General features: G+C 41.1%; 25 protein-coding genes and 1 pseudogene. 16 read left to right on the forward strand and 10 right to left on the reverse strand.

Going from position 1 to position 25659, the window contains the following annotated elements; genetic code table 11:
* Positions 1-139: 139 nt before the first annotated feature.
* Positions 140-1636, reverse strand: coding sequence for an ATP-binding protein (locus NYE65_RS19475; protein WP_340861490.1), 1497 nt, complete (start codon positions 1634-1636; stop codon positions 140-142).
* 156 nt (positions 1637-1792) lie between these two features.
* Here NYE65_RS19475 and NYE65_RS19480 point away from each other — a divergent pair, with 156 nt between their 5' ends.
* From NYE65_RS19480 to NYE65_RS19490, 3 genes are all read left to right on the forward strand, one after another.
* The gene (locus NYE65_RS19480) at positions 1793-2230 is read left to right on the forward strand and encodes a MarR family winged helix-turn-helix transcriptional regulator (protein WP_034314147.1); all 438 of its coding nucleotides are present in this window, start codon (positions 1793-1795) and stop codon (positions 2228-2230) included.
* A gap of 225 nt (positions 2231-2455) precedes the next feature.
* Positions 2456-4150 carry a M3 family oligoendopeptidase gene (locus NYE65_RS19485; RefSeq protein WP_340861491.1) on the forward strand — a complete coding sequence of 565 codons (1695 nt, stop codon included), beginning with the start codon at positions 2456-2458 and terminating at the stop codon, positions 4148-4150.
* Positions 4151-4553: 403 nt separating this feature from the next.
* On the forward strand, positions 4554-5594 hold the full coding sequence (locus tag NYE65_RS19490) for a YkvI family membrane protein (RefSeq protein WP_063576963.1): 1041 nt from the start codon (positions 4554-4556) through the stop codon (positions 5592-5594).
* Positions 5595-5646: 52 nt separating this feature from the next.
* On the opposite strand, the gene NYE65_RS19495 is transcribed toward NYE65_RS19490, so the two are convergent.
* Positions 5647-6258, reverse strand: a complete 612-nt coding sequence (locus NYE65_RS19495) for a hypothetical protein (RefSeq protein ID WP_340861492.1) — start codon at positions 6256-6258, stop codon at positions 5647-5649.
* 193 nt (positions 6259-6451) lie between these two features.
* Entirely contained in the window at positions 6452-6628 is a 177-nt protein-coding gene (locus NYE65_RS19500; RefSeq protein WP_064505160.1) for a YkvS family protein, read from the reverse strand.
* Between the two features lie 460 nt (positions 6629-7088).
* Between NYE65_RS19500 and NYE65_RS19505 the strand changes: the two genes are divergently transcribed.
* Positions 7089-7283, forward strand: coding sequence for a hypothetical protein (locus NYE65_RS19505; RefSeq protein ID WP_048678216.1), 195 nt, complete (start codon positions 7089-7091; stop codon positions 7281-7283).
* Between the two features lie 47 nt (positions 7284-7330).
* Here NYE65_RS19505 and NYE65_RS19510 read toward each other — a convergent pair whose 3' ends face one another.
* Both NYE65_RS19510 and NYE65_RS19515 read right to left on the reverse strand, forming a co-directional pair.
* On the reverse strand, positions 7331-7825 hold the full coding sequence (locus NYE65_RS19510; RefSeq protein ID WP_063576960.1) for a sigma-70 family RNA polymerase sigma factor: 495 nt from the start codon (positions 7823-7825) through the stop codon (positions 7331-7333).
* A 1545-nt stretch (positions 7826-9370) separates the two neighbouring features.
* Positions 9371-10189 (reverse strand): thermonuclease family protein, encoded by an 819-nt coding sequence (locus NYE65_RS19515; RefSeq protein WP_340861493.1) that lies wholly within the window; start codon positions 10187-10189, stop codon positions 9371-9373.
* Between the two features lie 179 nt (positions 10190-10368).
* On the opposite strand from NYE65_RS19515, the gene NYE65_RS19520 reads away from it, so the two are divergent.
* The 7 genes from NYE65_RS19520 (at position 10369) to NYE65_RS19550 (ending at position 16404) form a co-directional block, all read left to right on the forward strand.
* Positions 10369-10998 carry an ABC transporter ATP-binding protein gene (locus NYE65_RS19520; RefSeq protein ID WP_098936706.1) on the forward strand — a complete coding sequence of 210 codons (630 nt, stop codon included), beginning with the start codon at positions 10369-10371 and terminating at the stop codon, positions 10996-10998.
* Positions 10998-11783 (forward strand): ABC transporter permease, encoded by a 786-nt coding sequence (locus tag NYE65_RS19525; RefSeq protein WP_098184715.1) that lies wholly within the window; start codon positions 10998-11000, stop codon positions 11781-11783. The genes NYE65_RS19520 and NYE65_RS19525 overlap by 1 nt, the downstream gene beginning before the upstream one ends.
* Before the next feature lie 202 nt (positions 11784-11985).
* Positions 11986-12252 (forward strand): phosphocarrier protein HPr, encoded by a 267-nt coding sequence (locus NYE65_RS19530; RefSeq protein WP_034314127.1) that lies wholly within the window; start codon positions 11986-11988, stop codon positions 12250-12252.
* Positions 12252-13970, forward strand: a complete 1719-nt coding sequence (ptsP, locus tag NYE65_RS19535; RefSeq protein ID WP_048678209.1) for a phosphoenolpyruvate--protein phosphotransferase — start codon at positions 12252-12254, stop codon at positions 13968-13970. Before NYE65_RS19530 ends, ptsP begins: the two co-directional genes overlap by 1 nt.
* 307 nt (positions 13971-14277) lie before the next feature.
* Complete coding sequence (locus NYE65_RS19540; protein ID WP_048678207.1) at positions 14278-15063, forward strand: SDR family oxidoreductase; 786 nt, start codon at positions 14278-14280, stop codon at positions 15061-15063.
* A 7-nt stretch (positions 15064-15070) separates the two neighbouring features.
* Positions 15071-15973, forward strand: coding sequence for an NAD(P)-dependent oxidoreductase (locus NYE65_RS19545; protein WP_340861494.1), 903 nt, complete (start codon positions 15071-15073; stop codon positions 15971-15973).
* A 65-nt stretch (positions 15974-16038) separates the two neighbouring features.
* Positions 16039-16404, forward strand: coding sequence for a hypothetical protein (locus NYE65_RS19550; protein ID WP_340861495.1), 366 nt, complete (start codon positions 16039-16041; stop codon positions 16402-16404).
* Between the two features lie 100 nt (positions 16405-16504).
* On the opposite strand, the gene NYE65_RS19555 is transcribed toward NYE65_RS19550, so the two are convergent.
* Positions 16505-17653, reverse strand: coding sequence for an aminotransferase A (locus NYE65_RS19555; RefSeq protein ID WP_340861496.1), 1149 nt, complete (start codon positions 17651-17653; stop codon positions 16505-16507).
* Positions 17654-17801: 148 nt separating this feature from the next.
* On the opposite strand from NYE65_RS19555, the gene corA reads away from it, so the two are divergent.
* Positions 17802-18785: a magnesium/cobalt transporter CorA gene (gene corA / locus NYE65_RS19560; protein WP_328178329.1), complete on the forward strand. Its 984-nt coding sequence runs from the start codon at positions 17802-17804 to the stop codon at positions 18783-18785.
* A gap of 553 nt (positions 18786-19338) precedes the next feature.
* Positions 19339-20244 (forward strand): chemotaxis protein, encoded by a 906-nt coding sequence (locus tag NYE65_RS19565; RefSeq protein WP_340861497.1) that lies wholly within the window; start codon positions 19339-19341, stop codon positions 20242-20244.
* Between the two features lie 55 nt (positions 20245-20299).
* On the opposite strand, the gene NYE65_RS19570 is transcribed toward NYE65_RS19565, so the two are convergent.
* Both NYE65_RS19570 and NYE65_RS19575 read right to left on the reverse strand, forming a co-directional pair.
* Positions 20300-20806 carry a YkyB family protein gene (locus tag NYE65_RS19570; RefSeq protein WP_052137475.1) on the reverse strand — a complete coding sequence of 169 codons (507 nt, stop codon included), beginning with the start codon at positions 20804-20806 and terminating at the stop codon, positions 20300-20302.
* Between the two features lie 291 nt (positions 20807-21097).
* Entirely contained in the window at positions 21098-21409 is a 312-nt protein-coding gene (locus tag NYE65_RS19575) for a hypothetical protein (protein WP_371748521.1), read from the reverse strand.
* Positions 21410-21571: 162 nt separating this feature from the next.
* On the opposite strand from NYE65_RS19575, the gene NYE65_RS19580 reads away from it, so the two are divergent.
* Positions 21572-21952 carry a fluoride efflux transporter FluC gene (locus NYE65_RS19580; RefSeq protein WP_283867413.1) on the forward strand — a complete coding sequence of 127 codons (381 nt, stop codon included), beginning with the start codon at positions 21572-21574 and terminating at the stop codon, positions 21950-21952.
* Entirely contained in the window at positions 21949-22311 is a 363-nt protein-coding gene (gene crcB / locus NYE65_RS19585) for a fluoride efflux transporter CrcB (protein ID WP_340861498.1), read from the forward strand. The genes NYE65_RS19580 and crcB overlap by 4 nt, the downstream gene beginning before the upstream one ends.
* Before the next feature lie 171 nt (positions 22312-22482).
* Here crcB and NYE65_RS19590 read toward each other — a convergent pair whose 3' ends face one another.
* Positions 22483-23346 (reverse strand): metallophosphoesterase, encoded by an 864-nt coding sequence (locus NYE65_RS19590; protein WP_328178327.1) that lies wholly within the window; start codon positions 23344-23346, stop codon positions 22483-22485.
* A gap of 163 nt (positions 23347-23509) precedes the next feature.
* Between NYE65_RS19590 and NYE65_RS19595 the strand changes: the two genes are divergently transcribed.
* Positions 23510-25366 carry an SLC13 family permease gene (locus tag NYE65_RS19595; RefSeq protein WP_063576951.1) on the forward strand — a complete coding sequence of 619 codons (1857 nt, stop codon included), beginning with the start codon at positions 23510-23512 and terminating at the stop codon, positions 25364-25366.
* On the opposite strand, the pseudogene NYE65_RS19600 reads toward NYE65_RS19595, so the two are convergent.
* A pseudogene (locus NYE65_RS19600) lies at positions 25367-25580 on the reverse strand (transposase); the annotation flags it as partial.
* Positions 25581-25659 lie beyond the last annotated feature (79 nt).

Raw genomic sequence — 25659 nt, forward strand, 5'->3', positions numbered from 1 at the left:
TATATCCTTCTTCCTTATTAAGATTTTTACCTATTCCATAAATAGATTCAATAAGCATGCACCGTATTCATGACACCTTTAAATAAATCGGGATCGTTACTAGTCTTCATGAAAAAATCGATAACTCTTCAAAGTATTGCTAAGTGTGGTCTTTTATAAGCGGCAAGCTGATTGTAACGGTTGTACCGACCAGAGGTTTACTTGAAAACTCGATGGTGCCGTTAAAAGATTCAATGATTCGTTTACACACAAATAGCCCTAATCCCGTTCCTTCTTTTTTCGATGTATAGAAGGGATCGAACACTTTCCCTATATCTTTTTCAGTCAGTCCTTGCCCGTTATCGATGATCATGATTTTAGCCGATTCATTTTCATGGTGAATTCGAATCCTTAACTTTTTCCCAACTTCCATGGCCTCGAAACCGTTTTTGGCAATGTTGAGAATGACTTGTTTGAGTTGATCCTTTGTACAATGAACCAGGATTGGCTCCTTTATGATATTCCATTCCACTTCAATATTGAAGTGACGTGCTTCTGATTCTATTATTGGTCTCAATTCAGCAATGATACTGCGAATATCATATAAGGATAAAGTTTGTACCGTTGGCTTTCCTAAAATCAAAAATTCGCTGACGATGCTATTGATCCGTTCAATTTCCTTCATGATGACAGAGTAATAGAACTGATCTTGCTCCTCAGGGTGTTTTTCAACCAGTAACTGAACTAGCCCCTTTATGCCGGTAAGTGGGTTTTTTATTTCATGTGCAGTACTTGCAGCCAATGTACCGACAAAATCTATTTTTTGGCTTTCGTTTAGTAATTTTTGTTTTTTGGCATGCCTGCGAACGATCAGTTCCTCCATGATGATATAAATCATGTGAGTAATAAAGAAGGTGAAAAAGACAAGCATTAAAAAAACATTCATGTTATTAGTGTTAACCTTGTCAGGCACTTTGACGGACAGTTTCCAATCGACTTCGGTCAAAGGAACATCCACCCATGTTGAATGTCCATTGAATCCCTCGGCATTTATATCTAAAATTCGGGTTTTGTCCTTTGTTTCCAATATAAAGGTATGACCAGGGCTGAGCATTTTCAATATTTTTTCCATATGATCCAGCCTGATATGTGCCAATAAAAACCCTTGCACTTTTTTATCTTGATCCAGTATGGGAGCAAAAATGGAAAAATAATTAAAATGAGCGTTATAAAGCTCCTTTGTTCCTGCTACAACTGCTTTTTGAGTTTTTACTGCACGTTCTATATCATTTTTTTCGATTAAATGGTAATGATGGAAATTCTTATTCGTACCCGAAATGGAAACACCGTCGCGATTTAGCCAATATACTCCGGCATACCTGGAATCTGTATCTTTGATCCAGTTCATAAGAAGTTCGGTTTTTTTATCATCCATATAAAGCACGGAACTGCTAAGGCTAAGCAGCTCAAGGTTTTCCTTCGTTTCCCTTATAACTTGATCTATGTATTCTTGATAAACCGTTCCCGCCCATTCAGCTTGTTCCTGTCTTTCTTTTTGAAGGGAACGTTCTAAATGCATCCAATAAATGATAGAGAGAAAAATTAATGGTAAAATAACAATAAGTAGGTATGTGGTGAATTTATGCCTTGTTTTCATGTTTGTCACTACTTTAACTTTTTTTTCAAGTATATCAAAATGATTGATTAAACAATAGTGCATACTAACAGGGCAGATTGACAAAAAATCCTTAATGTCATATAATAACTTTTAATTCAAGATATTTTAATTAAAAATTTTTAAGGTTGTGAAGTTATGGAGAATAATAACATCCAACAGTCTTTGAAACTGTTCATTGTGATGTCTAGAGCTCATCGATCCATTAATGATGTGGTTAATAAACATATAGCTGAAGAGGGTTTGAATCCAACTGAGTTTGCAGTACTGGAATTGCTTTATCATAAAGGGGATCAGCCTCTTCAGCAAATAGGCGGAAAAATCCTGCTAGCCAGCGGCAGCATTACCTATGTCGTGGATAAACTTGAACAGAAGGAATATCTGCAGCGCATAGCATGTAAAGAGGATCGCCGTGTAACCTTTGCAAAGATAACCGATAAAGGAAAGGCCTTTATAGAAGGAGTATTTCCTGAGCATGAAAAAAGAATCGATGATATCATGAGTGTACTTACGCAAGATGAAAAGGCGACCGTGATCGAATTGCTTAAAAAGATTGGGTATTCCGCTCAAAATTAGCTAAAGAACCAGCACCTGGATTTGACTGCAGGTGCTGTTTTTTTATGTCTGATAAAACATGAATTTGTTTTAGCGACATAAAAAGGTTTTTAATAAGCTATGGCGAATTAAATTACATTACGACAACCGTGATAATGGTGAATGTTACTTGGAAACGAATTCGATTGGATAACGTCACACTGGTTATACAGAAAAATTGTTTTATATTCGAAAGGGAGTTTACATATGAAATTTAATGAGTATGAATATAAGCGGCCTGAAATGGATGAAATTAAAACCCGGTTCATGAAAGCTTTGGAAAAGTTTACGGATGCTGCAAATGCCGATGCACAAATAAAAGCCATGGAAGAAATAAACGGAATACGAAATTATGTAGGTACGATGTTTAATTTAGTCTATATCCGGCATTCCATAGATACCAATGATGTTTTTTATAAAGCGGAGAATGATTACTTAGATGACTTCTCCCCTGAAATGGAAGAATTGACCTCAAAATTTTACAAAGATCTCGTTCGCTCGAAATTCCGTAAGGAGCTTGAGGAGAAATGGGGAACTCAACTATTTGACCTGGCAGAGGCCCAACTCAAAACCTTTTCGCCCGAAATCATACCACAGCTGCAAAAAGAAAATAAATTATCAAGTGAGTATTCACAATTAATTGCCTCTGCAAAAATTCGCTTCGATGGAAAAGAATTAACGCTTGCGCAGCTTCAGCCTTTTATGGAGTCCTCGGACCGTGAGTTAAGGAAAAATGCAAGTGAGGCATATTACGGTTTCTTTGAAGAAAAGCAGGAGGAATTGGATCGTATATTCGATGAACTTGTCAAGGTGAGGAATGGGATTTCGACAGCGCTGGGATATGGGAATTTCGTGGAACTTGGGTATTATCGAATGACAAGGACTGATTATGATGCTGATATGGTTGCTGCATTCCGCAAGCAGGTGAAAGAGGAAGTGGTACCGCTTGTCACCCGGCTGAAGGAACGGCAGCGGGAACGTCTTGGATTGGAGAAGCTGAACTATTATGATGAGAATTTTCATTTCAGAACGGGTAATGCCATTCCAAAAGGCGATGCTGAGTGGATCATCGAAAATGGGAAAAGGATGTACCAGGAACTATCGCCTGAAACGAATCAGTTTTTCAACTATATGATTGATAATGACCTGATGGACCTTGTGGCGAAAAAAGGAAAAGAAAGCGGTGGCTACTGTACTTTTATAGAAGACTATAAAGCTCCATTCATCTTTTCTAATTTCAATGGTACTTCCGGGGATATTGATGTTTTGACACATGAGGCAGGTCATGCATTCCAAGTTTATCGCAGCCGTGATCTTGATATTCCTGAATATTATTGGCCTACATATGAAGCATGTGAAATCCATTCGATGAGCATGGAATTTTTAACTTGGCCATGGATGGAGCTATTTTTCAAGGAAGATACGGAAAAATATAAGTTTTCCCATTTAAGCGGTGCCCTCATATTCCTCCCGTATGGGGTAGCTGTTGATGAATTTCAGCATTTTGTCTATGAAAATCCTAATGCCTCCCCCGTTGAAAGAAAGCAGGCTTGGCGTAAGATCGAGATGGAATATTTGCCGCATCGCGATTATGAAGGAAATGAATTCTTGGAGCATGGCGGGTATTGGCAGCGGCAAAGCCACATTTATCAATCACCCTTTTATTATATCGACTATACATTGGCCCAGATTTGTGCTTTCCAATTCTGGAAAAGGTCGACTGAAAAAGATGAAACGGCTTGGGAGGATTATTTGAATCTGTGCCAACTTGGAGGCAGCAAGTCCTTCCTTGATCTCGTTGAATCTGCGAATCTGAAATCCCCGTTTGTTGACGGAACTGTACAGTCCGTTGTGAAGGTGATAGACGAATGGCTCTCCACTGTTGATGATAAGGCATTATGAAATGGTCTAACTCCGAACCATGATTATAAAAGAAGACTTGGTTATCCTTCATGAACACTTTTTTATATAGAAAGAAACCTTATTGGATTGAAGAAATTTGCCACACTCCTGCCGAGGTGCATGCAATGATGCGGCATGAAAGACAGTCGGCGGAAAGGGAGCGAATTTCTGGAACCAACTGGTATGTTTATTAATTAGTATACAGTCTGAACGCTTGGAGATTATTCCAAGCGTCTTTTTAATATTCATGCATTCGGAATGATGCTTCAAAGTGAAATGCAGGGTTTCAGACTGCACTGTGAGAGAAAGAAACCGAGGAAAAAAACAGCCGACGAAAGGAATATTGCCCGGCTTGTCTTAAATGTCCCTTCCTTACATATAAATGTAGGGAGGAGGGGAGAGTATGCTGTCAAGATGGTCAGGGAGTTTTCAGATTGCAGCGGTTTATGTAGGCACAGTCGTCGGTGCAGGATTTGCAACTGGAAAAGAGATTGTCGAGTTTTTTACCCGTTATGGTTTTTATGGCTTTATCGGGATTTTAATAGCAGGTTATATTTTCATTTTTACTGGGACGAAAATCATGCTCATTTCCGCAAGGATCAGAGCATCTTCGTATGAGGAGTTCAATCAATTTCTTTTTGGGAAGAAAATAGCGGGAATCATCAACTTCTTTTTCCTAATCATGCTGTTAGGGGTGACGGCTGTCATGATTTCGGGTTCTGGAGCCGTTTTTGAAGAACAACTTGGCGTGCCTAAAAGTATAGGAAGTTGGTCTACGATCATCCTGGCATCCTTGGTCCTGATGATGGGCATGCGCGGTGTTTTCACTGTGAACTCGTTTGTTGTACCAATCATGATCTGCTTTAGCGTGATTCTTTTTTTCTCGACTTTAGGAAATGGGGATTTCTTTAAGACCCTTACAAAAGTTCCGGATGAAGTGATCACCGTGAAAATGATTTTGTCCCCCTTTGCCTACACAGCCTTTAATCTTGCTTTGGCACAGGCTGTGCTGGTTCCGGTTGCGTATGAAGTTCGAGATGAGAAGGTCATTAAGCATGGAGCAATTCTTGGAGGGATATTCCTGACCATCATTTTATTGACGGGGCATTTTTCACTTATGACACTTCCTGACGTGAATCGTTATGAAATCCCTTCAGCAGTTATTATGAGAACTGCTGCGGGTCAGTTGTATTGGATGTTCATTTTGGTGATATACGGAGAGATATTCACATCGGTCATCGGAAACATATATGGCTTACAGAGGCAAATCAGCAGTTATATTAAATTGCCAAGCATGCTGATCATAGCGGTGATCTTTTTAATAGCTTTAGTCATTAGTGAATTCGGATATGGAAGGTTACTAGGATATATTTATCCGGTTTTTGGATACATAAGCCTCCTTTTTTTAGTGCTGGTCTGGAAGAGCAAGGCAGGCAAGGAGTAATGGAGAATGGGGGGCCTGCCCCTAGCCCTCCGTACCATGGGGAAATCAGTGGTCACCCTTTCATCAGCGTCTTAGCCATCTCTAGAAAAGCATCCCGGTAATCTTTATCTTTTTTCGTGAACATAGTTAAGCGGACGGGGGCTTTTTCATCCTTGAGCAATATGGAAGTGATGACATCATCCCCACTTTCCACTTCAAATCCTGTGCCGCTCTTGATATCGAGTGAAGGATCCCTAATCGTTTTTGAAATGCTTTTCAGCTGGTCTTGAACATTTTCTTCCACCTCATCCCAACTGACATCGGCCTTCAACAATTCGATTCTCATATAAATGGAGTCATCTTCAATCAGGAACACAATATCTTTTCCTGGTTCTTCGGTACTTAACCTGAATTGTTGCAAAACATAGAGGCTGAACGGTTGATTATCGCTTTTTTTTAGGAATGCTGTTTTTTCTTTTGCTTCCCCGTTCATTGTATACTGCAGGTTTTGCTCCATCAGTCTTATTTTATTACGATTGCCTCTTTGAGAAGTGTTTCCTCCGTTCTCCTCTTTTATTGAATCTTCCTGTGGCTCATCTGCATTTTCGTCTGTGGCCGTACCGCAGCCAGTCAGCAGAAAAGCGGCGAATGTGACACAGCCAATATAACGTGTCCAACAAGTCATGTGTTTCCCTCCTCTTTCTGATAGAAATTTCAAACTGGATATTCCTGCATCACATACAGGTGCTTTTCCCTTTAATGAATTAGACGGCATGAAATGGAAATGGTTACAAAAAGCGGGGGAATCGAATGGGACGATTGCTAAAAAGTGAAAAACGGAATGGTCATCTAGTAACCATCCCGTTTGATAAATTGAATTATCCTATGATTTTATAATTTTTATGGTTTACGACTGTTTTTTGTTCAAGCTCCAAATCACGATAATTTTCCATATACGTGACGTCCACGATTACTGAGTTCTCGTTCACTTTCTCGACGATTCCTTTTAAGCCTTCTCTAAATTCAATGATATTTCCAACTTCCGCTTTCTTCATGGTAATCATCCTTTCCCATTTTGTTTCCAATGATCAAAAAGTAACAATGGAGTAATTGGATTATTCGAACATCTTGCCGTTTAGATTTTGACGTGGGAAGTGCTAGTAAGAGAATTAGTGAATTAGTTATCTCTTATGTCGGTACAGTAAGCTAAACTTTTAAAAGGAGGTACGATTCTTGTAATGGAGCGTTGTAAAGATGTGGCATAATTTGGTATATCTTGCAAACGCAGTTATGCGTACCAGTATGTAATTATATGTACAAAAAATGCCAATCATTTTACATTATGATATTTTAATATACAGTTTGCACTATTTTAAAGCATTCGTAAAGAATAATGTAGTAAGTGGGCAACAAAAAATTCCGATTTATATGAAGTGGCAAGTTTATGTTAAAATGAAAGCGGAATTTCTCCTGTCTGAAAATGATGGAACATTCGATAATTAAGGAGGATAATATATGAATGCAGAGGAAGCGAAAGAAGTACTCGATAAATTGGCAAATCGGGAAATGGAAGAGTTCCGGATAACAAAAGAAGAATTTTTAGCTTTTCGTGAGGTTCTTGTTAATCGGGATGACTTTAAACATTTTCGGGGGAATGCTCAACATAACGGTGTGATAATTTATACGTATTTAGAAGAAGCAAGAAGTTGATGGATGTATAATTTGGGGTGGCTCATGATTGAGCCGCCCCAAATTATTTATAATGGAAAAATCAATTGTTTCCTTAATTTATTTAAGGCGGACTTTCTCCATGATTTGACGGCTGCAGCAGTAACTTGATATATCTCAGCTATTTCAGTCACGGTTTTATTTTCAAGGTATGTCTGTAAAAGCCACCGTTGCTGATTCAGTGTCAATCCTTCCGTATAGGTTAATATATTTTCGATCGCAAAGGCCTCTTCATGCATTGAAAAAGGATCTTTAATCATCTCTAATAGGAAGGAATCAAAAGGTTCGGTACGGATTTCATATTTATGATGATGCTTTAATTCGTTCAGAATTTTGCCTTTGATTACCGTATAGGCATAGTTGGAGAATTGTCCATATTCCTCATTGAAATTCCCTAATGACTCCCATAAAGCGATCAAGCCTACTTGAAAATATTCTTCCTTATTTTTATAGATGGAAAGTGAGCGGATAATATGATGAATCATCGGGGTGAATTCTTCCGTTAGCGCTGAGAAATCTTTCATTAAGCAAGTCACCTTTAGAAAGTGCACTTTCCTGTATTCCCGGGTGCTTCTACCATAAATAAATCGATCGGATAAAACCAAATGGCATAACCGAAAAATGGCGGTAATAACAAGTGGGTTTTAAAGGAGCTAAGAGAACCTTTTTGATGAGAAAAGGATAATTAAGGAAATATTGAGTGTGTGGGACCAAATGAAAAAACACATCCTAAGATTGGATGTGCCGAAACATCATGTTCCGTTTGTCGACAAGGGTAGTTTGGAATGGCCTCATTTAAAACAAGGATATATTTTATAGTTCAACTTTGATTTCCACTTCATCATCTGGGAGCCTCCTCGGCAAGCCTGCGGGGGTCCCCCTTAGACCGCTTTTCCTGCAGGAGTCTCGTACCTTACGTTCCAATCAACTTTGTTTTAAAACATAGAAATCCTTTTGTCCACAGTTTTTTTTGAGGTGGTATAAAATTTAGATTTCCACTTCAGGCACTCGCTTTCCGCGGGCGGTCAGGGAGCCTCCTCGGCGCGCCTGCGGGGTCTCCCTTAGACGCGCTTTTCCCGCAGGAGTCTCGTACCTTACGTTCCAATTAACTTTGTTTTAAAACATAGAAATCCTTTTGTCCGCAGATTTTTTGAGGCGGTGTAAAATTTAGATTTCCACTTCAGGCACTCGCTTTCCGCGGGCGGTCAGGGAGCCTCCTCGGCGCGCCTGCGGGGTCTCCCTTAGACGCGCTTTTCCCGCAGGAGTCTCGTACCTTACGTTCCAATCAACTTTGTTTTAAAACATAGAAATCCTTTTGTACGCAGATTTTTTGAGGCGGTGTAAAATTTAGATTTCCACTTCAGGCACTCGCTTTCCGCGGGCGGTCAGGGAGCCTCCTCGGCGCGCCTGCGGGGTCTCCCTTGCCACGCTTTTTCCGCAGGAGTCTCGTACCTTACGTTCCAATCAACTTTGTTTTAAAAGATAGAAATCCTTTTGTCCACAGTTTTTTGAGGCGGTGTAAAATTTAGATTTCCACTTCAGGCACTCGCTTTCCGCGGGTGTTCCGGGAGCCCCGCGGCGCTCTTTAAGCCTGTTGGGTCTCCCTTAGACGCGCTTTTCCGTACCTTCCATTCCAATCAACTTTGTTTTGAAAGATAGAAATCCTTTTGTCCGCAGTTTTTTTGAGGCGGTGTAAAATTCAAATTTCCACTTCAGGCACTCGCTTTCCGCGGGCGTTCCGAGAGCCTCCTCGGCACGCCCGCGGGGGTCCCCCCTTGCCACGCTTTTCCCGCAGGAGTTTCGTCCTTCCGTTCCAATCAACTTTGTGTTTTAAAAGAAAAAATAGCTGGCTCGTCTTATTCCGAACCCTATATAAGACTAGTATATCCTTCATGTTTTTTTTCCTGTACTAATTAATGGATGGAGAAATTTGCTACACACCAACCGAATAACTGGCTGGCCGAGACCCCGCAGGCGTTTATGCCGAGGAGGCTTGGCAGACAGTCGGCGGAAGGGGAGCGGATTTTTGAAATCAACTCGATCTTTTTTTAATAAAACCAATGTATTTGTTAACTTTGCGATTTTCTGAATCCAGCATCCTGTGCGTCTTTTTCAGTACAAAACATTTCTTCTGGTTTAGTTATTTCGTAATATTGGCCCGAAGGAATGTGATAAATTTTATTGCCTTTGGAATTTATATTCCCTTTAATTTGCGGGTTATTGCAAGAGCCAGTGGGCTTTTCCGCGGATGCTTCTTTTGACTTCGAATCATCGAACCCTTTTGAAGTTGCATAGTTTTCAATTGACCAAATACCGATTTCGTCTTGTTGGGCTTGTTTTTGAATATTTTCCAATTCATCAAGGTATTTCGTGTTCGGTGCATAAACATAGGCTACCCTCGCCAGTCCTTTTTCCAGCAGGAGTTTATTCACCATTTTACCATCTACATAAAAATAGGCCAGCAGCCGGCCGTATTTATCTCTTTCACCTATGCCGGTTTCTACTTCCACTTTAGAGCCCGAAGGCATGAGTTCCTTGGCAAACTTGCTTGCTTCAGGTCCAAAAGGCTGAACAGGCTTGGATGGGTGCACGGTTTCTGGAGTATCTATCAACAGGAGCCTGACCGTTTCTTGATTTCCATTAGTCATTTTGATTTTTACTGTATCTCCGTCAATAACTTTGATGATCTCGGCAGTGAATGTCTTGCCTTTTTCTTCATTTGAAGAATCCGCACTGGAACGGATGTCTTCGTTGGAAAGTGAATCTTCCTGTTTGGATTGATTGATCACGTTATCTGAAGCTGCCTGGCAGCCAGACAACGTGATCAGGCAAAGTGCAGTAAGGAGAAAAACATTCAGGTAAGAATGTAAAAAGGAATTTCCGTTCATGATAAGTCCCTCCATTTATTAAGGTGTTTTCCACGTCCGTCATGGATATATTCGGCAGGAATAATACTAACCTATAAAAATGCGAAAGAAAATGAAAATCTTTACATGCATCGCTACCCCATATCAGGATAGTTTCTTATAATGATATCGTGGAGTAAGGGATGCAGGAGGGTAAAATGATATTCAGGCTAGAAAATATTAAATATAAAGGAATTTTGAATATTGATGATTTGGAAATACCGGCGTGTATGGTTACTTGTTTGACTGGGGAAAGCGGTTCAGGAAAAACCTCACTGCTACGATTATTGAACAGGATGGATGACCCGGATAGCGGTTCGATTTATTATCAGGATCAGTTGCTGGATGAATTCAACCCGATAGAGCTCCGGCGTAAAGTCACAATGCTTTCTCAGGCACCATTCACTTTACCGGGTACGATTGAAGAAAATCTTCAGATTGGCCTGGAATTGACGGAACGGGAAAAAAAGGATAAAGAAGAATTGGTTAAAGCACTTGAAACGGTCCAGTTACAGAAGTCCTTAGACGAGGGTGCGGAATATCTTTCTGGCGGGGAGAAACAGAGACTGGCACTGGCGAGGTTACTTTTATTGAACCCCGACGTGTATTTATTGGATGAGCCGACTTCAGCTCTTGATGAGGAAGCCGAGCTGACGGTCATGGGGCGTTTTTTAGAAGGAGTGAAGCGGGAAAAAGGAACCGTCATCATGATAACCCATTCAAAACAACTGGCGGACATGTGTGCTGAGCATAGGATCGTTCTGAAAAAGGCGAAGGAGAGTGACTATTAATGGAGTCGAATGGGATAATAGATATTGAGTTCTGGCGTCTTTGTGCGGCCTACGTGTTTGTAGTGATTCTGCTCATAATCGTGAAGTGGCGCGGGATTACACGGGAAAAGCAAATCATGCTCGCCACGGTGCGGATGACTGTCCAACTCATTCTCGCAGGATATGTTTTGACATATATCTTTGAAAATCCCCACCCATTACTTTCTTTAGGATTTTTATGTGCGATGGCCCTATTTTCCATCCATAATATTTTTAAGCAAGTATCCCATACTCTTAATAAGAAAATCAAAAGGATCGTTATCTTAAGTATGTTGTCAGGTCCCATGGCTGCCTTGTTTTATTTTAATGTGGTCGTGATTCATTTCACGCCATGGTATGAGCCGAGGTACTTCATTCCAATTGCAGGGATGATCGTGGGGAATGCCATGACCGGAGTGACATTGGCGCTTAAGAACCTCCATGAAGGGATAAGCGGTAATCGTGAAAAGGTAGAAGCGATGTTGATGCTTGGAGCGACTCCAGCGAGGGCTGTGAAGAAATATGTGGATGCTGCATTCGACTCGGCTGTGCTCCCGACTTTGAACAATATGCTCGGGATGGGGATTATCTTCCTTCCAGGAATGATGACAGGGCAAATCATTTCGGGGATAAGCCCGCTAATTGCTATTGAGTACCAGATTGCGATTCTGATTGGAATTCTCGGAAGCGTTTCATTAACGGTGGTCCTTTTCATTATGCTGAGTTTCAGGGCTTTTTTTACCAAAAATGCACAGCTGTCCATTTAATCATTGAAGAATCTGAAAAGTAATAGTTGCAGTTCCATCTATATTTTTGTACTATTTTGTAGGTACCAATAGTTTTGGTTTGTTTGTTGGGAATGATAATGCTATCCTGATAAGGAAAAGGGCATTTCTTTTTTCATTTGGATAGAGAAAACCCCTTACATAACCTATTTTTGTTAATTTATCTTAAAGGAGATTGATCTATATGGTAGAAAAAACATTTACAGTAACTGCAGAAACAGGAATTCACGCGCGTCCGGCAACATTGCTAGTACAAGCTGCAGGAAAATTTGATTCAGAAATAAACCTTGCATATAAAGAGAAAAAAGTGAACCTTAAGTCCATTATGGGTGTAATGTCCCTAGGTATCGGCAAAGGTGCGGAAATTACGATTTCTGCTGAAGGAAGCGATGAAAATGATGCATTGAACACACTTGCTGAAACGTTGAACAGAGAAGGATTAGCAGAATAATGTCCACTTTGATTAGTGGAATAGCAGCTTCAAACGGAATAGCCATCGCTAAAGCCTATCGACTGACTGAGCCAGATTTATCGATTGTAAAAAGAAGCATAGAAGATGTTGGGGCTGAAATATCCCGTTTTAAGGAAGCTATTCAAAAGTCAACAAATGAATTGGAAATAATCAGGGATAAAGCCGAAAAGGATCTAGGGGCCGATAAAGCCGCAATCTTTGACGCGCACCTGCTTGTTTTGGCTGATCCGGAACTTATCACTCCAATTCAGGATAAAATACAATCAGAAAACGTCAACGCTGAGTTTTCTTTAAATGAAACCGCAAGCATGTTCATTACGATGTTTGAACAAATGGATAATGAATACATGAAGGAAAGAGCAGCGGATATCCGTGACGTCACGAAACGGGTGCTGTCACATCTTTTAGGTGTTCATATTCCTAATCCTAGCATGATTGCTGAAGAAGTGATCATCATTGCGGAGGATTTGACTCCATCCGATACAGCACAGTTGAATCCGGCATATGTTAAAGGATTCACGACCGATATCGGTGGACGTACATCCCATTCAGCCATAATGGCCCGTTCATTGGAAATTCCAGCAGTCGTTGGAGCGAAGTCAGTGACCTCTTCCATTGAAAATGGTGACTTGGTCATAATTGACGGGTTAAAGGGTGAAGTCCACATCAATCCCACTCCTGAACTCGTGAAACGCTACGAAGAGGAGCAGGAAGCCTATGCCAGGCAAAAAGCTGAGTGGGCGAAACTTGTTCATGAAAAAACCGTTACGAATGATGGCCACCATGTGGAATTGGCAGCCAATATTGGCACGCCGAAAGATCTGGAGGGCGTACATCAAAATGGCGGTGAAGGCATCGGGTTATATCGTACGGAATTTCTTTATATGGGCAGAAATGACTTTCCAAGTGAAGAAGAACAGTTCGAGGCATACAAAGCTGTGCTGGAAGGAATGTCAGGGAAGCCTGTAGTCGTCAGAACGCTTGATATAGGCGGAGACAAGGAGTTGCCTTATTTAGAACTTCCTAAGGAAATGAACCCTTTCCTTGGCTACCGTGCGATTCGCCTTTGCTTAAATGAGCAGGAGATTTTCCGGACCCAGCTGCGTGCCCTGCTTCGTGCAAGCATTTACGGGGATTTGAAGATCATGTTCCCGATGATTGCAACACTGGCTGAATTCCGCGAAGCTAAAGCCGTCTTGGCTGAAGTCAGGCAGGAATTGCTTGATAATGGTATTCAAGTTGCCGAAAAGATTGAAGTCGGAATCATGGTTGAAATCCCTTCAACTGCAGTGATGGCGGATATATTTGCTAAGGAAGTCGATTTCTTCAGCATAGGCACTAATGACTTGATTCAGTATACGATGGCCGCTGACCGAATGAATGAGAGAGTATCTTATTTATATCAACCATACAATCCAGCGATTTTACGCTTGGTTAAAATGGTCATAGATGCAGCTCATAAAGAAGGGAAATGGGCCGGAATGTGCGGGGAAATGGCTGGAGATGAAGTGGCCATCCCGATTTTAATCGGATTGGGCCTTGATGAATTCTCAATGAGTGCCACTTCGATTTTAAAAGCACGTTCTTTAATTAGCCAACTTTCGCTTGAAGAAATGAAAAAACTATCTCAGGAAGTTCTAGGGCTGGACACGAATGATAATGTGAAAGAAGCGGTTGTTAACGCTTTGAAGAAATAATTAAATCAGGAAAACAGCACCCCATCCATTAGAACCTTCGGATGGGGTGCTGTCCTGTAATTCTTGTACTTTAAAGAAAAAATGGTTTATTGCACCAAAATGGGGGTAAATAAAAAGCAAGCACAGTTGTTTAGCTCTTTTAGGGCAGCTGACATTCTCATTTCCCCCTTTGAAGCCGGTTGGTTATCCAGCCGGCTATTTTTTTTGCAAATAAAAAATCATAAGAATGATTATTCAGATTTTTCACTTTACGGTTATAACGATATAATGGAATTATATTTTTAAGAATATGGAGGTTAGATATGATATGGAATTACATTTGGAAAAGAAAAATGCCTTGATTTTAGCTTCAAGTCAAGGTTTGGGGAAGGCTATGGCAGCCGAATTGGTTAAAGAAGGAGCAAATGTCATGCTAGCCAGCCGTGATGGAGAAAAGCTAGCCGCCGTACAAAGGGAATTATCGCAGCTTGGGACGGGTAAAGTTTCTTATATGGTAACGGATATAACAAAAGCTGAAGATATTAAAAGCCTGGTTGCGCAAACCGCTGAAGAATTCGGCGGTATCGATATTCTTATTAATAATGCCGGAGGTCCTCCAGGAGGTTCTTTTTCAGATTTCAATGATGAAGAATGGCAACAATCTTTTGAACTTAATTTACTAAGCTTCATAAGGACGATCCGTGAGAGCTTGCCACATTTAAAAAAACAAGGCGGGAAAATCGTTAATATTGCTTCTTCATCCATTAAGGAACCGATTCCAGGACTAATATTATCTAATACATTCCGGACGGCAATCGTTGGTTTGTCGAAGACGTTAGCTTCAGAATTAGCACCAGACAGGATTTTGATCAATACAGTCGGTCCAGGAAGAATCGCAACGGATCGCGTTCAGCACCTTGATAAGATGAATGCAGAGAAACAAGGCGTCACTCCTGAGGAGATGACTGAACAATCCATTAACAAAATCCCTCTTGGGCGTTATGGGGAACCCGAAGAATTTGCAAAGTTCGTTACTTTCCTTGTTTCAGGTGCTAATACATATATAACGGGGCAGTCCTATTTAGTTGACGGAGGAATGATAAAGTCCATTTAAGTTTTTTTTGAAACAAAATGATTGGGAGGAATCTGCATTGATGCAATCGAACAAAGTGATCGGCTTCATTGGTTTAGGAGTTATGGGAAAAAGCATGGCCGCACATCTGCTTAAGGCGGGGTATGAGGTATTTGTTTATACAAGGACGAAAGATAAGGCAAGTGAACTGCTCTCACAGGGAGCGAAGTGGGCAGCTGCTCCAAAGGAAATTGCGCAAAAAGCTAATGTAATCATTTCCATGGTGGGATACCCTAGTGATGTGGAGGAAATCTATCTTGGGGAAAATGGCCTTATCGAGAACGGGAAACAAGGAACTTATTTAATCGATATGACGACCTCGACTCCAACTTTGGCAGTGAAGATAGCAGAGGAAGCGAAGAAAAGGGGCATGGAATCATTGGATGCACCGGTTTCCGGTGGAGATATCGGTGCTCGTGATGCAAAGCTCACGATCATGGCCGGCGGGTCTAGTGAAGCATTTGAAGCGGTCCGGCCCATTTTTGATATCCTTGGCAGCAATGTTGTCCATCAAGGCCCGGCTGGCTCAGGACAGCATACGAAAATGTGCAATCAAATCGCCATTGCATCCAATATGATCGGAGTGACTGAAGCGATTTCCTATGCCAAAAAGGCGGGGTTGGATCCGGACCGGGTATTAAAAAGCATATCATCGGGGTCTGCCGGGAGCTGGTCATTGTCCAATCTCGTACCGCGGATGGTTGAAGGGGATTTTGAACCTGGTTTTTATATCAAGCATTTTATCAAGGATATGAAGATTGCACTTGATGAAGCGGAAAGAATGGGAATGGACGCTCCTGGATTAAGCCTGAGCAAATCCCTGTATGAGGGGCTGGCAGAAGCTGGCGAAGAAAATAGCGGTACACAGGCATTATATAAACATTATAATTAAGTGCTAGCATTTCTTTATCATGAATAAGCTGATAGCGACAGCCTTTACAAAAAGGGGTGAAAGCTATGGGCGAATTCGATGATATCAATATGAAATTCCAGGAATTGGAAGATGGTCGATATATTGTAAGGGTTGAAGGTTTTAAACGAGAAAAAACCATTCATCAAACAAAGCCCATTCGTTGGGATTTGAAATTAATGAATGAAAGTCCGCTAATCTTGCCGGTGAAATTCAGTCATATCGAAACGAATGCCGGTTTTCAGATACTGATGCGCGAATTGAAGAGCTTAGGCTTTTCAAAGCCGCGCTCCGCAAAGGAATTTGAAGAAGTGATGGCTGATTTACTTGGGTCCATCGTTGAAGTGAGCCTTACCACGACAAATAAGGAAGAAGGATATAGGGAAATTCGTTTTTTACGAAGATTGTATTAGTTGGCGGCAAGGTGAAAAACCTTAGGTAGCCTGACATCCTTGAAAATTGGAAAGTGGCCTTCAATTGACCATTCAATTGAAGGCCACTATTTTTTTGCGATTACTTTTTAGCTAAAAAAGCTTCAATACGGTCCAAGGCCTTTTCCAGGGTCTCCATGGAATAGGCATAAGATATCCTGAAGTACCCTTCGCCAAGGGGAGAAAAGGCATCTCCAGGGACCACTGCCACTTTTTCCTGTTGAACAAGCTTAAGGCAAAAGTCAAGGGAAGAGGCATAGCCTTCAGGCAGCTTTATAAAGAAGTAAAAGGCACCATTTGGTTTGACTATTTCCAGTTTCATCGCTTGTAAGCGACTGTACACGTATTCCCGTCTCCGTGCATACTCAGTCTTCATGGGTATTGCATCATTTCTGCCTGCCGTCAATGCTTCCAAGGCAGCTCTCTGCGATATGGATGCGGCACATGTCACATTGTATTGGTGAACCTTCAGGAGATGCTGAGAGATGGCTGCAGGCGCAAACAGAAGGCCAATCCTCCACCCGGTCATGGAATGGGACTTGGACAATCCGTTCAAGACGATGGTTTGTTCTTTTAAGAAAGTGGCAATCGAAACATGCTCCTGATCGAATACCAGCTCACTGTATATCTCATCAGCCAATATGAAGATGTCCTTGCCCCTAACAAGTTCGGCAATGTCCAATAATTCTTCGGCAGTTAATGTAACCCCGGTAGGATTCGATGGATAGGGCAGAACGATGCACCGAGTGTTTTCAGTTATGTACTTTTCAAGTATATCTGCCGTCAAACGAAATCCATTTTTTGTTGTATCGGCATAAACAGGTGTTGCGCCGCACATCTTAATGATGGGTTCGTATCCCGGATATACCGGACCAGGTAATATTACTTCGTTCCCTGGGATGAGGATCGTCCGAAAGGCAATGTCTATGCCTTCGCTGGCACCAGAGGTCACGATCACTTCATTCGCGGGATCATAGTCAAGCTTGTATTTATCTTTTACATAATTTGAAGCGGCTTCCCTTAATTCCAGATAGCCCGCATTGTGAGTATAAACGGTATAGTCATTATCGATGGCTTTTTTTGCCGCTTCTTTAATATGCGTTGGAGTTGGAAAGTCAGGCTGTCCTATCGTTAAGGAAATGGTGCCTTCGATATCAGCGACCATATTGTAGAATTTGCGGATTCCTGATATTTGTACGTCTTTTACTAGAGGGTTTATTAAATGTTCCATCTATGAATATCCTCCCTTATCTACCTACATGAATTTATGTACTATGTTTGACTCATTCATCCTATTTTATCATTTAGTTTGGAGGGGGAGAAAACTTTTTGAGATTAATGAAATAAAGGTATAATGTATGATAAGAAAATTTTGAGGGTTGATACATTTGATAAGGACTTGCGCAATTACTTCTAATCAAGAAATCAGTTTTGATTTACCGCTAACGGAAATGAATAATCCGGATATCGAGTGGTACTGGGTGGATTTTTCCAATCCCACAAACAAGGAAATCGAACTTTTAACCAATCATTTTCACTTTCATCCGCTGGCAATTGAAGATTGCCTGGATGATTTTAATCAACGTCCCAAAATGGATTTTTATGAAGGCTACCAATTTCTTGTGATTCATGCTTTAAGGGAGAAGGTATTTAAAGCAGTGGAATTGGATATGTTTGTTGGTGAAAAATGGATAGTCAGTTTTCATAAGGAAGATATGCTTGAACTGGAAAAGGTATGGGGAGAAATTGCCGGTAATAAAATGTTGAAGCAAAGTCCCTTTTTCTTGATGCATAGGATAATTGACAGGATCGTCGATGAGTTCTTCCCGCCTGTTTATAAAATTGAAAGCGAATTGGCTAGCATTGAGGAAAATACTGAAAATGACACGATTAACGAATTGATGGATCAGCTTTTCGATTTACGTACAGATATGTCCAGGCTCCGTCGGACCATATTGCCGATGCGTGATTTATTGTATAGAATGATTTCATCGGAGCGTCTGAATTACTTGAAAGATCAGCATCTATATTTTAATGATGTGTACGATCATCTTCTTAAATTGACTGAAATGCTTGAATCGTATCGAGATTTTTCGTCCGATATCCGTGATAGCTATTTGTCTGTGAACTCTAATAATATGAATTCAACGATGATGACATTGACTGTCATCACTACTATTTTCATGCCGCTGACCTTCATAGTGGGCGTATATGGGATGAATTTTGAATATATGCCGGAATTAAATTGGCATTATGGCTATTTCCTCATTCTTGGAACGATGGGCGGTATTGCCTTGATGATGTTTTTATTTTTTGTAAAGAAAGGTTGGCTCAATCCAAAGAAAAGGTCGCGAAAGAGATAAGAATCATTTGAGAAATTGGTGAGTATGCATTATTTAGTTTGCGCGGCGGGGGTTTATATCGAAGGGATAGGCTTACGAACGATATGTTGGCGGAATGACAGTGGTGAAAACGAGCTTGGAATAAGGGGGACTCAGATGGGTCCCTTTTTTGTTTGGGCTTTAATAAAGGCTCTTTTCGTAAAGATTGTTGTTTTTAAAACGAAACGATTTAAGGTTGATTGGAGCGGAAGTGCGAGACTCCTGCGGGAGCAGCGGGACAGGTGAGACCCCACAGGCGTTTACGCCGAGGAGGCTCACCGCCCGCCCCGCGGAAAGAGAGCCTCTGGAGGGGGAAATCAACCACAACTCACTACCTGGTAAATAGCAACAAAGTCTGTGAAAACAGCCTTAATAAATGATCACTTCTGGATTTTTTTTATCCATGCTCTAAACAAAAGAATTATTTAACCGAATTATTAGGTATGAGTTCATTGATGAAACCATGATATTTTTCCTAGCGGTTTAATGATTAATGGAATTTTGAAATGAAAAAGCAGAAGGACGAGATGAAACCGTGGAAGCAAATAAAGGAATATTACTGGAAAGTGGAACGAATGAGCTTGAGATAGTGGAATTCGGTCTCGGAAAGAATAAATTCGGCATTAACGTAATTAAGGTGAAAAAAATCATCAATCCAGTCCCCATCACGCTTGTCCCTCATTCCCATCCAAATGTGGAGGGGATCATCGAGCTTCACGGAGAAGTACTGCCAGTTGTGAATGTCGCGGATGCTTTAGGGCTTCCGCCATCTGAAACTCCTGAGCAGGATAAATTCATAGTGGCTGAATTCAATCAGCAAAAAGTGGTTTTCCATGTCCATACCGTAACACAGATCCACCGTATTTCCTGGTCCCAAATCGAAAAGCCCTCGGATATGTATCAGGGCCTTGAAAGTCAGATTATCGGAGTAATAAAATTAAATAGTGAAATGTTACTGTTACTCGATTTTGAAAAAATAGTGGTCGAAATCAATCCAGAATCAGGAATAAACATCCAACAGGTAAAAAAGCTTGGTATCCGGCAAAATTCTGACAAGAGAATCCTGATTGCTGAAGATTCACCATTACTGAGAAAGCTGCTGTTCGATACATTGTCAGAAGCAGGATTCAAGTACTTGGAGTTTTATGAGAATGGACTTGATGCATTTAATTATCTTGAGAATTTGATTGAATCAGGAAAAGTGGTTAAAGATGAAGTGCAACTGGTGATTACCGATATTGAGATGCCTCAGATGGATGGACATCATTTGACTAGAAGAATAAAGGAAAACGGAGAACTCGCTGGGCTGCAGGTGATTATTTTCTCTTCTTTGATTACTGACAGCCTGCGTCATAAAGGTCAGGTCGTAGGGGCTGACGCGCAAATCAGCAAGCCTGAAATTGAAGAGCTTATACAGTTGATAGACAGATTGGTATTATGAATGTGAAAATGGGCCGATGAGGCATTACCTCACGGCCCTTTTGATTTATCAATGATCAATACTTGGAACCTTTTCCTAAAAAGGAGGATGGGAATGGATTGTGAAAAGGTTGCTTGACCGACTTGCGCCCGTGGGCCCTTTTCTCGGTATTGGTTGTGTTCGGTTGTTTTTCACCTGCTTGTCCAACGTAAGATTGCAGGATCTGTTTGGCCTTTGATAATGACAACGCGGCTTTAGGGTTCCGTATGGAGGCTGCCCGGCTGCCGAGGTGGGGTAGTTTTTTCAAATCTTCCTTAGTGGGAGGTAAATGAAAAACATATGATCCGCATTCGACAATGACATCGGATTGTTGTGCTGCAAAGCGAGGGTTATCAGAGAAATGAAGTCCAATCTTCTTCGCTTTTCCTTCTTGCATAAGCTTGCTTAATGCGAGCCGTTTTAAATTATATAAATTCTTTGGCTCCAATGCAGTCTTTGCATGTTTATTGACAATAAACACGGCTTGGGCAAGGGAGTTTATCGAAAACTCATCCCTTTCAGAATGTCCTTTCGTTTGGTTCATCAGTGGAAACTCCTTTTCTTAATAAGGTTAGAAGGACGTTACATACAGACTTCCTTCAGGAAAAACCTGTTTTATATATTGGTTGAAATAGGGACGTATGTGCAACTAGGCAGAAAATAGTGAAAAAATTAAGCATGTACATCTCTAGGGTATGACCATCATTTCCCAACACTTTACCATCTATTCATTTTCATATTATACCACTTCAAAATATATAGGGAAGTAAAATTCAATCCGACTCCCTTTTGGTCCAAGAAAAAGAAGGCGTTTATGTCGCCTTCTGTCCAACTCTTATTGAGTGTAGATATTGATATTTTCAGATACCCCAGCCTGTGCGCCGAATTGTTGTTGCTGGTAACCCTGAAAGCCTTGATAGGGAGGGTACGCTGGATAAGCAGGGTAAGGAGGGTAGGCGGGCGGGTATGGAGGAGGATATGGAGGATAGACAGGTGGACGATTATTGAATAGCAACGGTCCAATTGCCAATCCTGCAACAAAAGCTACAGGAGCCAATAGCGGAAAGAAAGGAAAGAAGCGCTCGTCATTCCAATATTCAGATCCATATTCATTCCCATATGCATTTCTGTAATCGTTCTGCAGCATTATGGTCTGTGGATAGTGGTAGTAAGGTAAATACTGTGTTTGCATAATTAGCCTCCTTTTCTCAAATTCTTTACATAGTATGGATTTTTTTAAGAAAAGAGCCTGTTTCATCTTAATCTGTTATAATGAAGCTACTTATGATAAAAATTTGGGGTGTCCTGGATGGAACGGTTTAAAAACATTTTTGCAGTCGGTTTTGGAGGAGCGGCTGGAGCGATATTGCGTTATTGTGTAATCTTGTCTGCCGGCCATTCCTTCTTCCCGCTTGGAACCCTCTTAATAAATATAGTAGGCAGCTTTTTACTTGGAATGATAAATGGGTATTTCGCCTCGAAAAAGAAATCGTTTGTTTTTTTGGCGCTAGGCAGCGGGTTTTGCGGCGGTTTTACCACGATGTCCACATTTTCTCAGGAAGTGGTGAATCTCCTGCAGACTTCTCTGCCATTGGCGGGAATGTATCTTGGAGCCACGCTTTTATTTGGTTTGGCCGCTGGTTTCCTTGGACTGGGCATGTTTGAAAAACGGAGAGGTGAGACTCTTTGATTGAGGTTCTTTCAGTTTTTATAGGAGGCTTTTTTGGGGCAGCTTCTAGATATGTCTTGCAGATTATTTTTAATAGGCTATTGCCAGCCGTCTCGATACCCGTTAGCATTTTACTGATTAATCTTATAGGATCCTTTGGGCTGGGAATGGTGTTGCCAGTGAAAGAAAGCTGGGCTTTATCATTGCATGTTTTTCTGACGATAGGTTTCCTTGGCGCTTTTACGACGTTTTCAACATTCAGTATGGAAACACTTGAACTTATAAGAAAACACCGTTATATAGATTGCCTTATCTATATAACGGTGTCTGTTTTAGGTTGTATCGGCACTTTCCTATGTGGCTATTTAAGTATGGTATAACCTTTATGGCAATTAGCATGGGTACTGGTAAAAAAAACCTGGTTTTCTCAGATATACATCTAATGCTATAATTCATAGGAGTCGATTACAAATGATTAATGGCAACAAGTTGTTTTATCCGCACAGGTTTTGTTAATAAGTGTGGCGGTTTTCCCCTGTGTTCTTTTTCTATCATTTTTCGGCTTGGAATTCGTAAACAGTTAACTCCGGACGTGAAAGAAAACGATAGGGGAGACGGGTAGTGCCAAGGCCTCTATTAACATGTAACGTTAATGAATCGATTTCATACGTGCCTTCCCGGTACTTTTCAGCGTATGGGGGAGTTACCAGGGCACCGGCGAAGGGAATTTGCACTTGACCTCCATGACTGTGACCGCTTATTTGATACTGGATGTCGTAAGTCCTTGATATGTCGGCAAGGTCAGGAGCATGTGAAAGCATGATGGTGAACACTTCTTTCGGGATGCCGAAAAGGGCTTTTTCAAAATCCGGCTTTCCTAGCATGGCATCATCAACACCGGCAATGATTATTTCTTCAGCCGTTAATAAGGTTATCTTAGCTGAGGTATTTTGCAACATGGTAAAATGGGATTTTTCCATGATATCGCTGTAAATTTCTGAGCCATATCCCCCATGATCATGGTTACCGTAGATGCTGAATTTTCCAAGCGGCGCTTTGAGCTGATTCAAAACGAGAGGGATTTTTTGGTGAGCCTTGTATTTATTAGGCTGGTCCATTAAATCTCCAGTAAATAAAATAACATCAGGTTCCAGTTCGTTTATCTTATTGACAATTGCTTGTAAATCCTTAAGCTGAAATTGAAAGCCTAAATGCGTATCGCTGAATTGGACCATTTTCATGCCATGAAAACCTTTTGGGATAAGCGGATTGCTGATGATTTTATGCTTGGTTTCCAACCATTTCGGCTCCAAATTATGGGCATAATAGTTTCCGCCAATACCTAAACCGGTTAAGGTAGCCAAAGTACCAAGACTTTTCTTTAAGAATGTTCTTCTGGAAATGGGTTTATTCAAATTAATCAACCTATCTAATATAAAAATGTTACTTCCTCATACTAACAAACAATATACATAAATTGAAGAAAATATCTTCTATAAGCTTATGAAAAACATGTAAACTGGGGTTTGATGAAACCGTATCCGGTTTGAAATTGAACATCTATACGGAGGTAACATGATGACCGAACCAATGTTTATTACACTGATTATACTTCTATGCGCGATTGCGCTTTTTATACAAGGAAAATTTCGAGCAGATTTAATTGCACTTAGTGCGCTATCCATTCTTGGGTTACTGGGGATTCTTTCATTGGATGAACTAGTGGCCGGTTTTGCGAATCAAGTGGTCATCATGCTGGCTGGGCTATTTATAGTCGGTGCCGGCCTGTTAAATACAGGAATCGTGGAAAAGGCAGGAAACAAGTTGTTGGGTTTATGTGGGGGCAGTGAATGGAAATCGCTGCTTATCGTCATGCTGACAGCAGGAATATTAAGTGCTTTTTTAAGCGGAACTGGAATTGTTTCCATACTGCTACCGCTCGTCATGAGCATGGCCTTACAACAAAAAACAAGTCCGACAAGGTATTTATTGCCCCTTGCCTATGCAAGCAGTATTGGAGGGCTATTAACACTTACGGGTACTCCCTCCAATATGATCGTCGCTGATGTATTACGGCAAAATGGAATAGGGAATTTATCATTTTTTGACTTTACACCTGTGGGCTTAGTCGCCTTTGCAGCAGGGTTATTCTTCATGTTGACACTCGGACGCCTGTTGCTTCCCGAGAAGACCATTGCAGCGAACAATAGTGTAAAGGGACTGTCGGCAGGGGAGCTTGCCGGCATGTACAAAGTATATGACCGATTGCATTATCTGCATATACCCGCTACTTCCGATATTGTTGGGGAAAGGCTGTCGGACCTCCAGCTTCCTATTCAGTATGAATTGACTTTAATTGAAATCCAGCGGAAGCCAAAGGATAAGCAACTGCCGCTGTTGCAAAGGCAGCAGACGATTTCAGCCAGGGCGGATGAGGTTCTTCACCCTGAAGATATCATTTTGGTGTTTGGAGAAGAAGAGGCAGTTGAGAGATTGGCACTTAACTATGAACTGGAATTTAAACATTTCAATACCGAACAAATAAAGAAACATTTTCTTAGCAGTAGATTTGGATTGACGGAAATATTGATCGTCCCGAATTCGGATTATGAAAATCAAACTTTGATAGATGTCCATTTTCGTGAGAAATACCAATGTAATGTACTGGCAATCAATCGGAATGGCGAATATATTCAAGCGGATGTCGGAACGGAACGCCTGAAACCGGGGGATGCAATCCTGATACATGGAGAATGGGAGAACATTGAAAGGATTTCCTCGGATTTGCAGGATGTCATCGTTATTGGGAGTACATCAGAAGATGGCTCTCCGGTGAATTCCAAGGGCAAAGCGTGGATTGCCTTGGGAATCACTGCTTTGATGGTCATTCTTTTATCGATGGAATCCGTCCCTGCTGTACTGTCGGTATTGACGGCTGCATTGTTGATGGTGGTTACTGGCTGTGTCCGTTCGATGGAGGATGCTTACCAAAAGATTAACTGGGAACCTGTGCTATTGATAGCTGCCATGTTCGGAATTACGGCTGCATTGGATAATACGGGTGGAGTGAGAATGATAAGTGATTGGCTGGCCGTTTTATTCAGTAATATCGGAGCACACGGCATTTTAGCGGTCTTTTACCTCCTGACACTGATCCTGAGCCAATTCATCCCGTATGGAGCCGCGACGGTTATCATGACGCCCATCGCCCTGACATCTGCGGTTAATCAAGGAATCGATCCACTTCCTGTGTTTCTATGCCTTGCCGTTGCTGGCAGTTTGGCGTTATCCACTCCAAGGGTTGCCACTACCAACGCGCTTGTCATGACGGCAGGTGATTACAAGCATAAAGATTTTATCATGATCGGGATATCCATACAGATTTTCATTGGCGTTATCATGGTGATCACGATACCATGGTTCTTCCCTTTCTGATCAGACTGAAGGCATTGTTCCATATATGGACAATGCCTTCGGTTTCTTTGAATTAATCGCAGCGAAAGTAAGCATCGCAGCAATCGACAATTTTTTAAGTCCCCTTAAAGTATTTAATGGATACCATGCTTTTCTTTTGCATCTGCGGATACAAGCTCAATCGTTTCTTTACGTTAGCATATATAGTTTTTATATCTTGATGATGACACAGATATGCATCCTAATCACATCAAGTTTTATTAATTCTATTTAAAACCATGAAGCCTTTAGGCAAAGGGTTCTATCTAAAAGTT

Origin of the sequence: Peribacillus sp. FSL R5-0717, from assembly GCF_038002945.1 — a bacterium.
GTDB lineage: Bacteria > Bacillota > Bacilli > Bacillales > DSM-1321 > Peribacillus > Peribacillus frigoritolerans.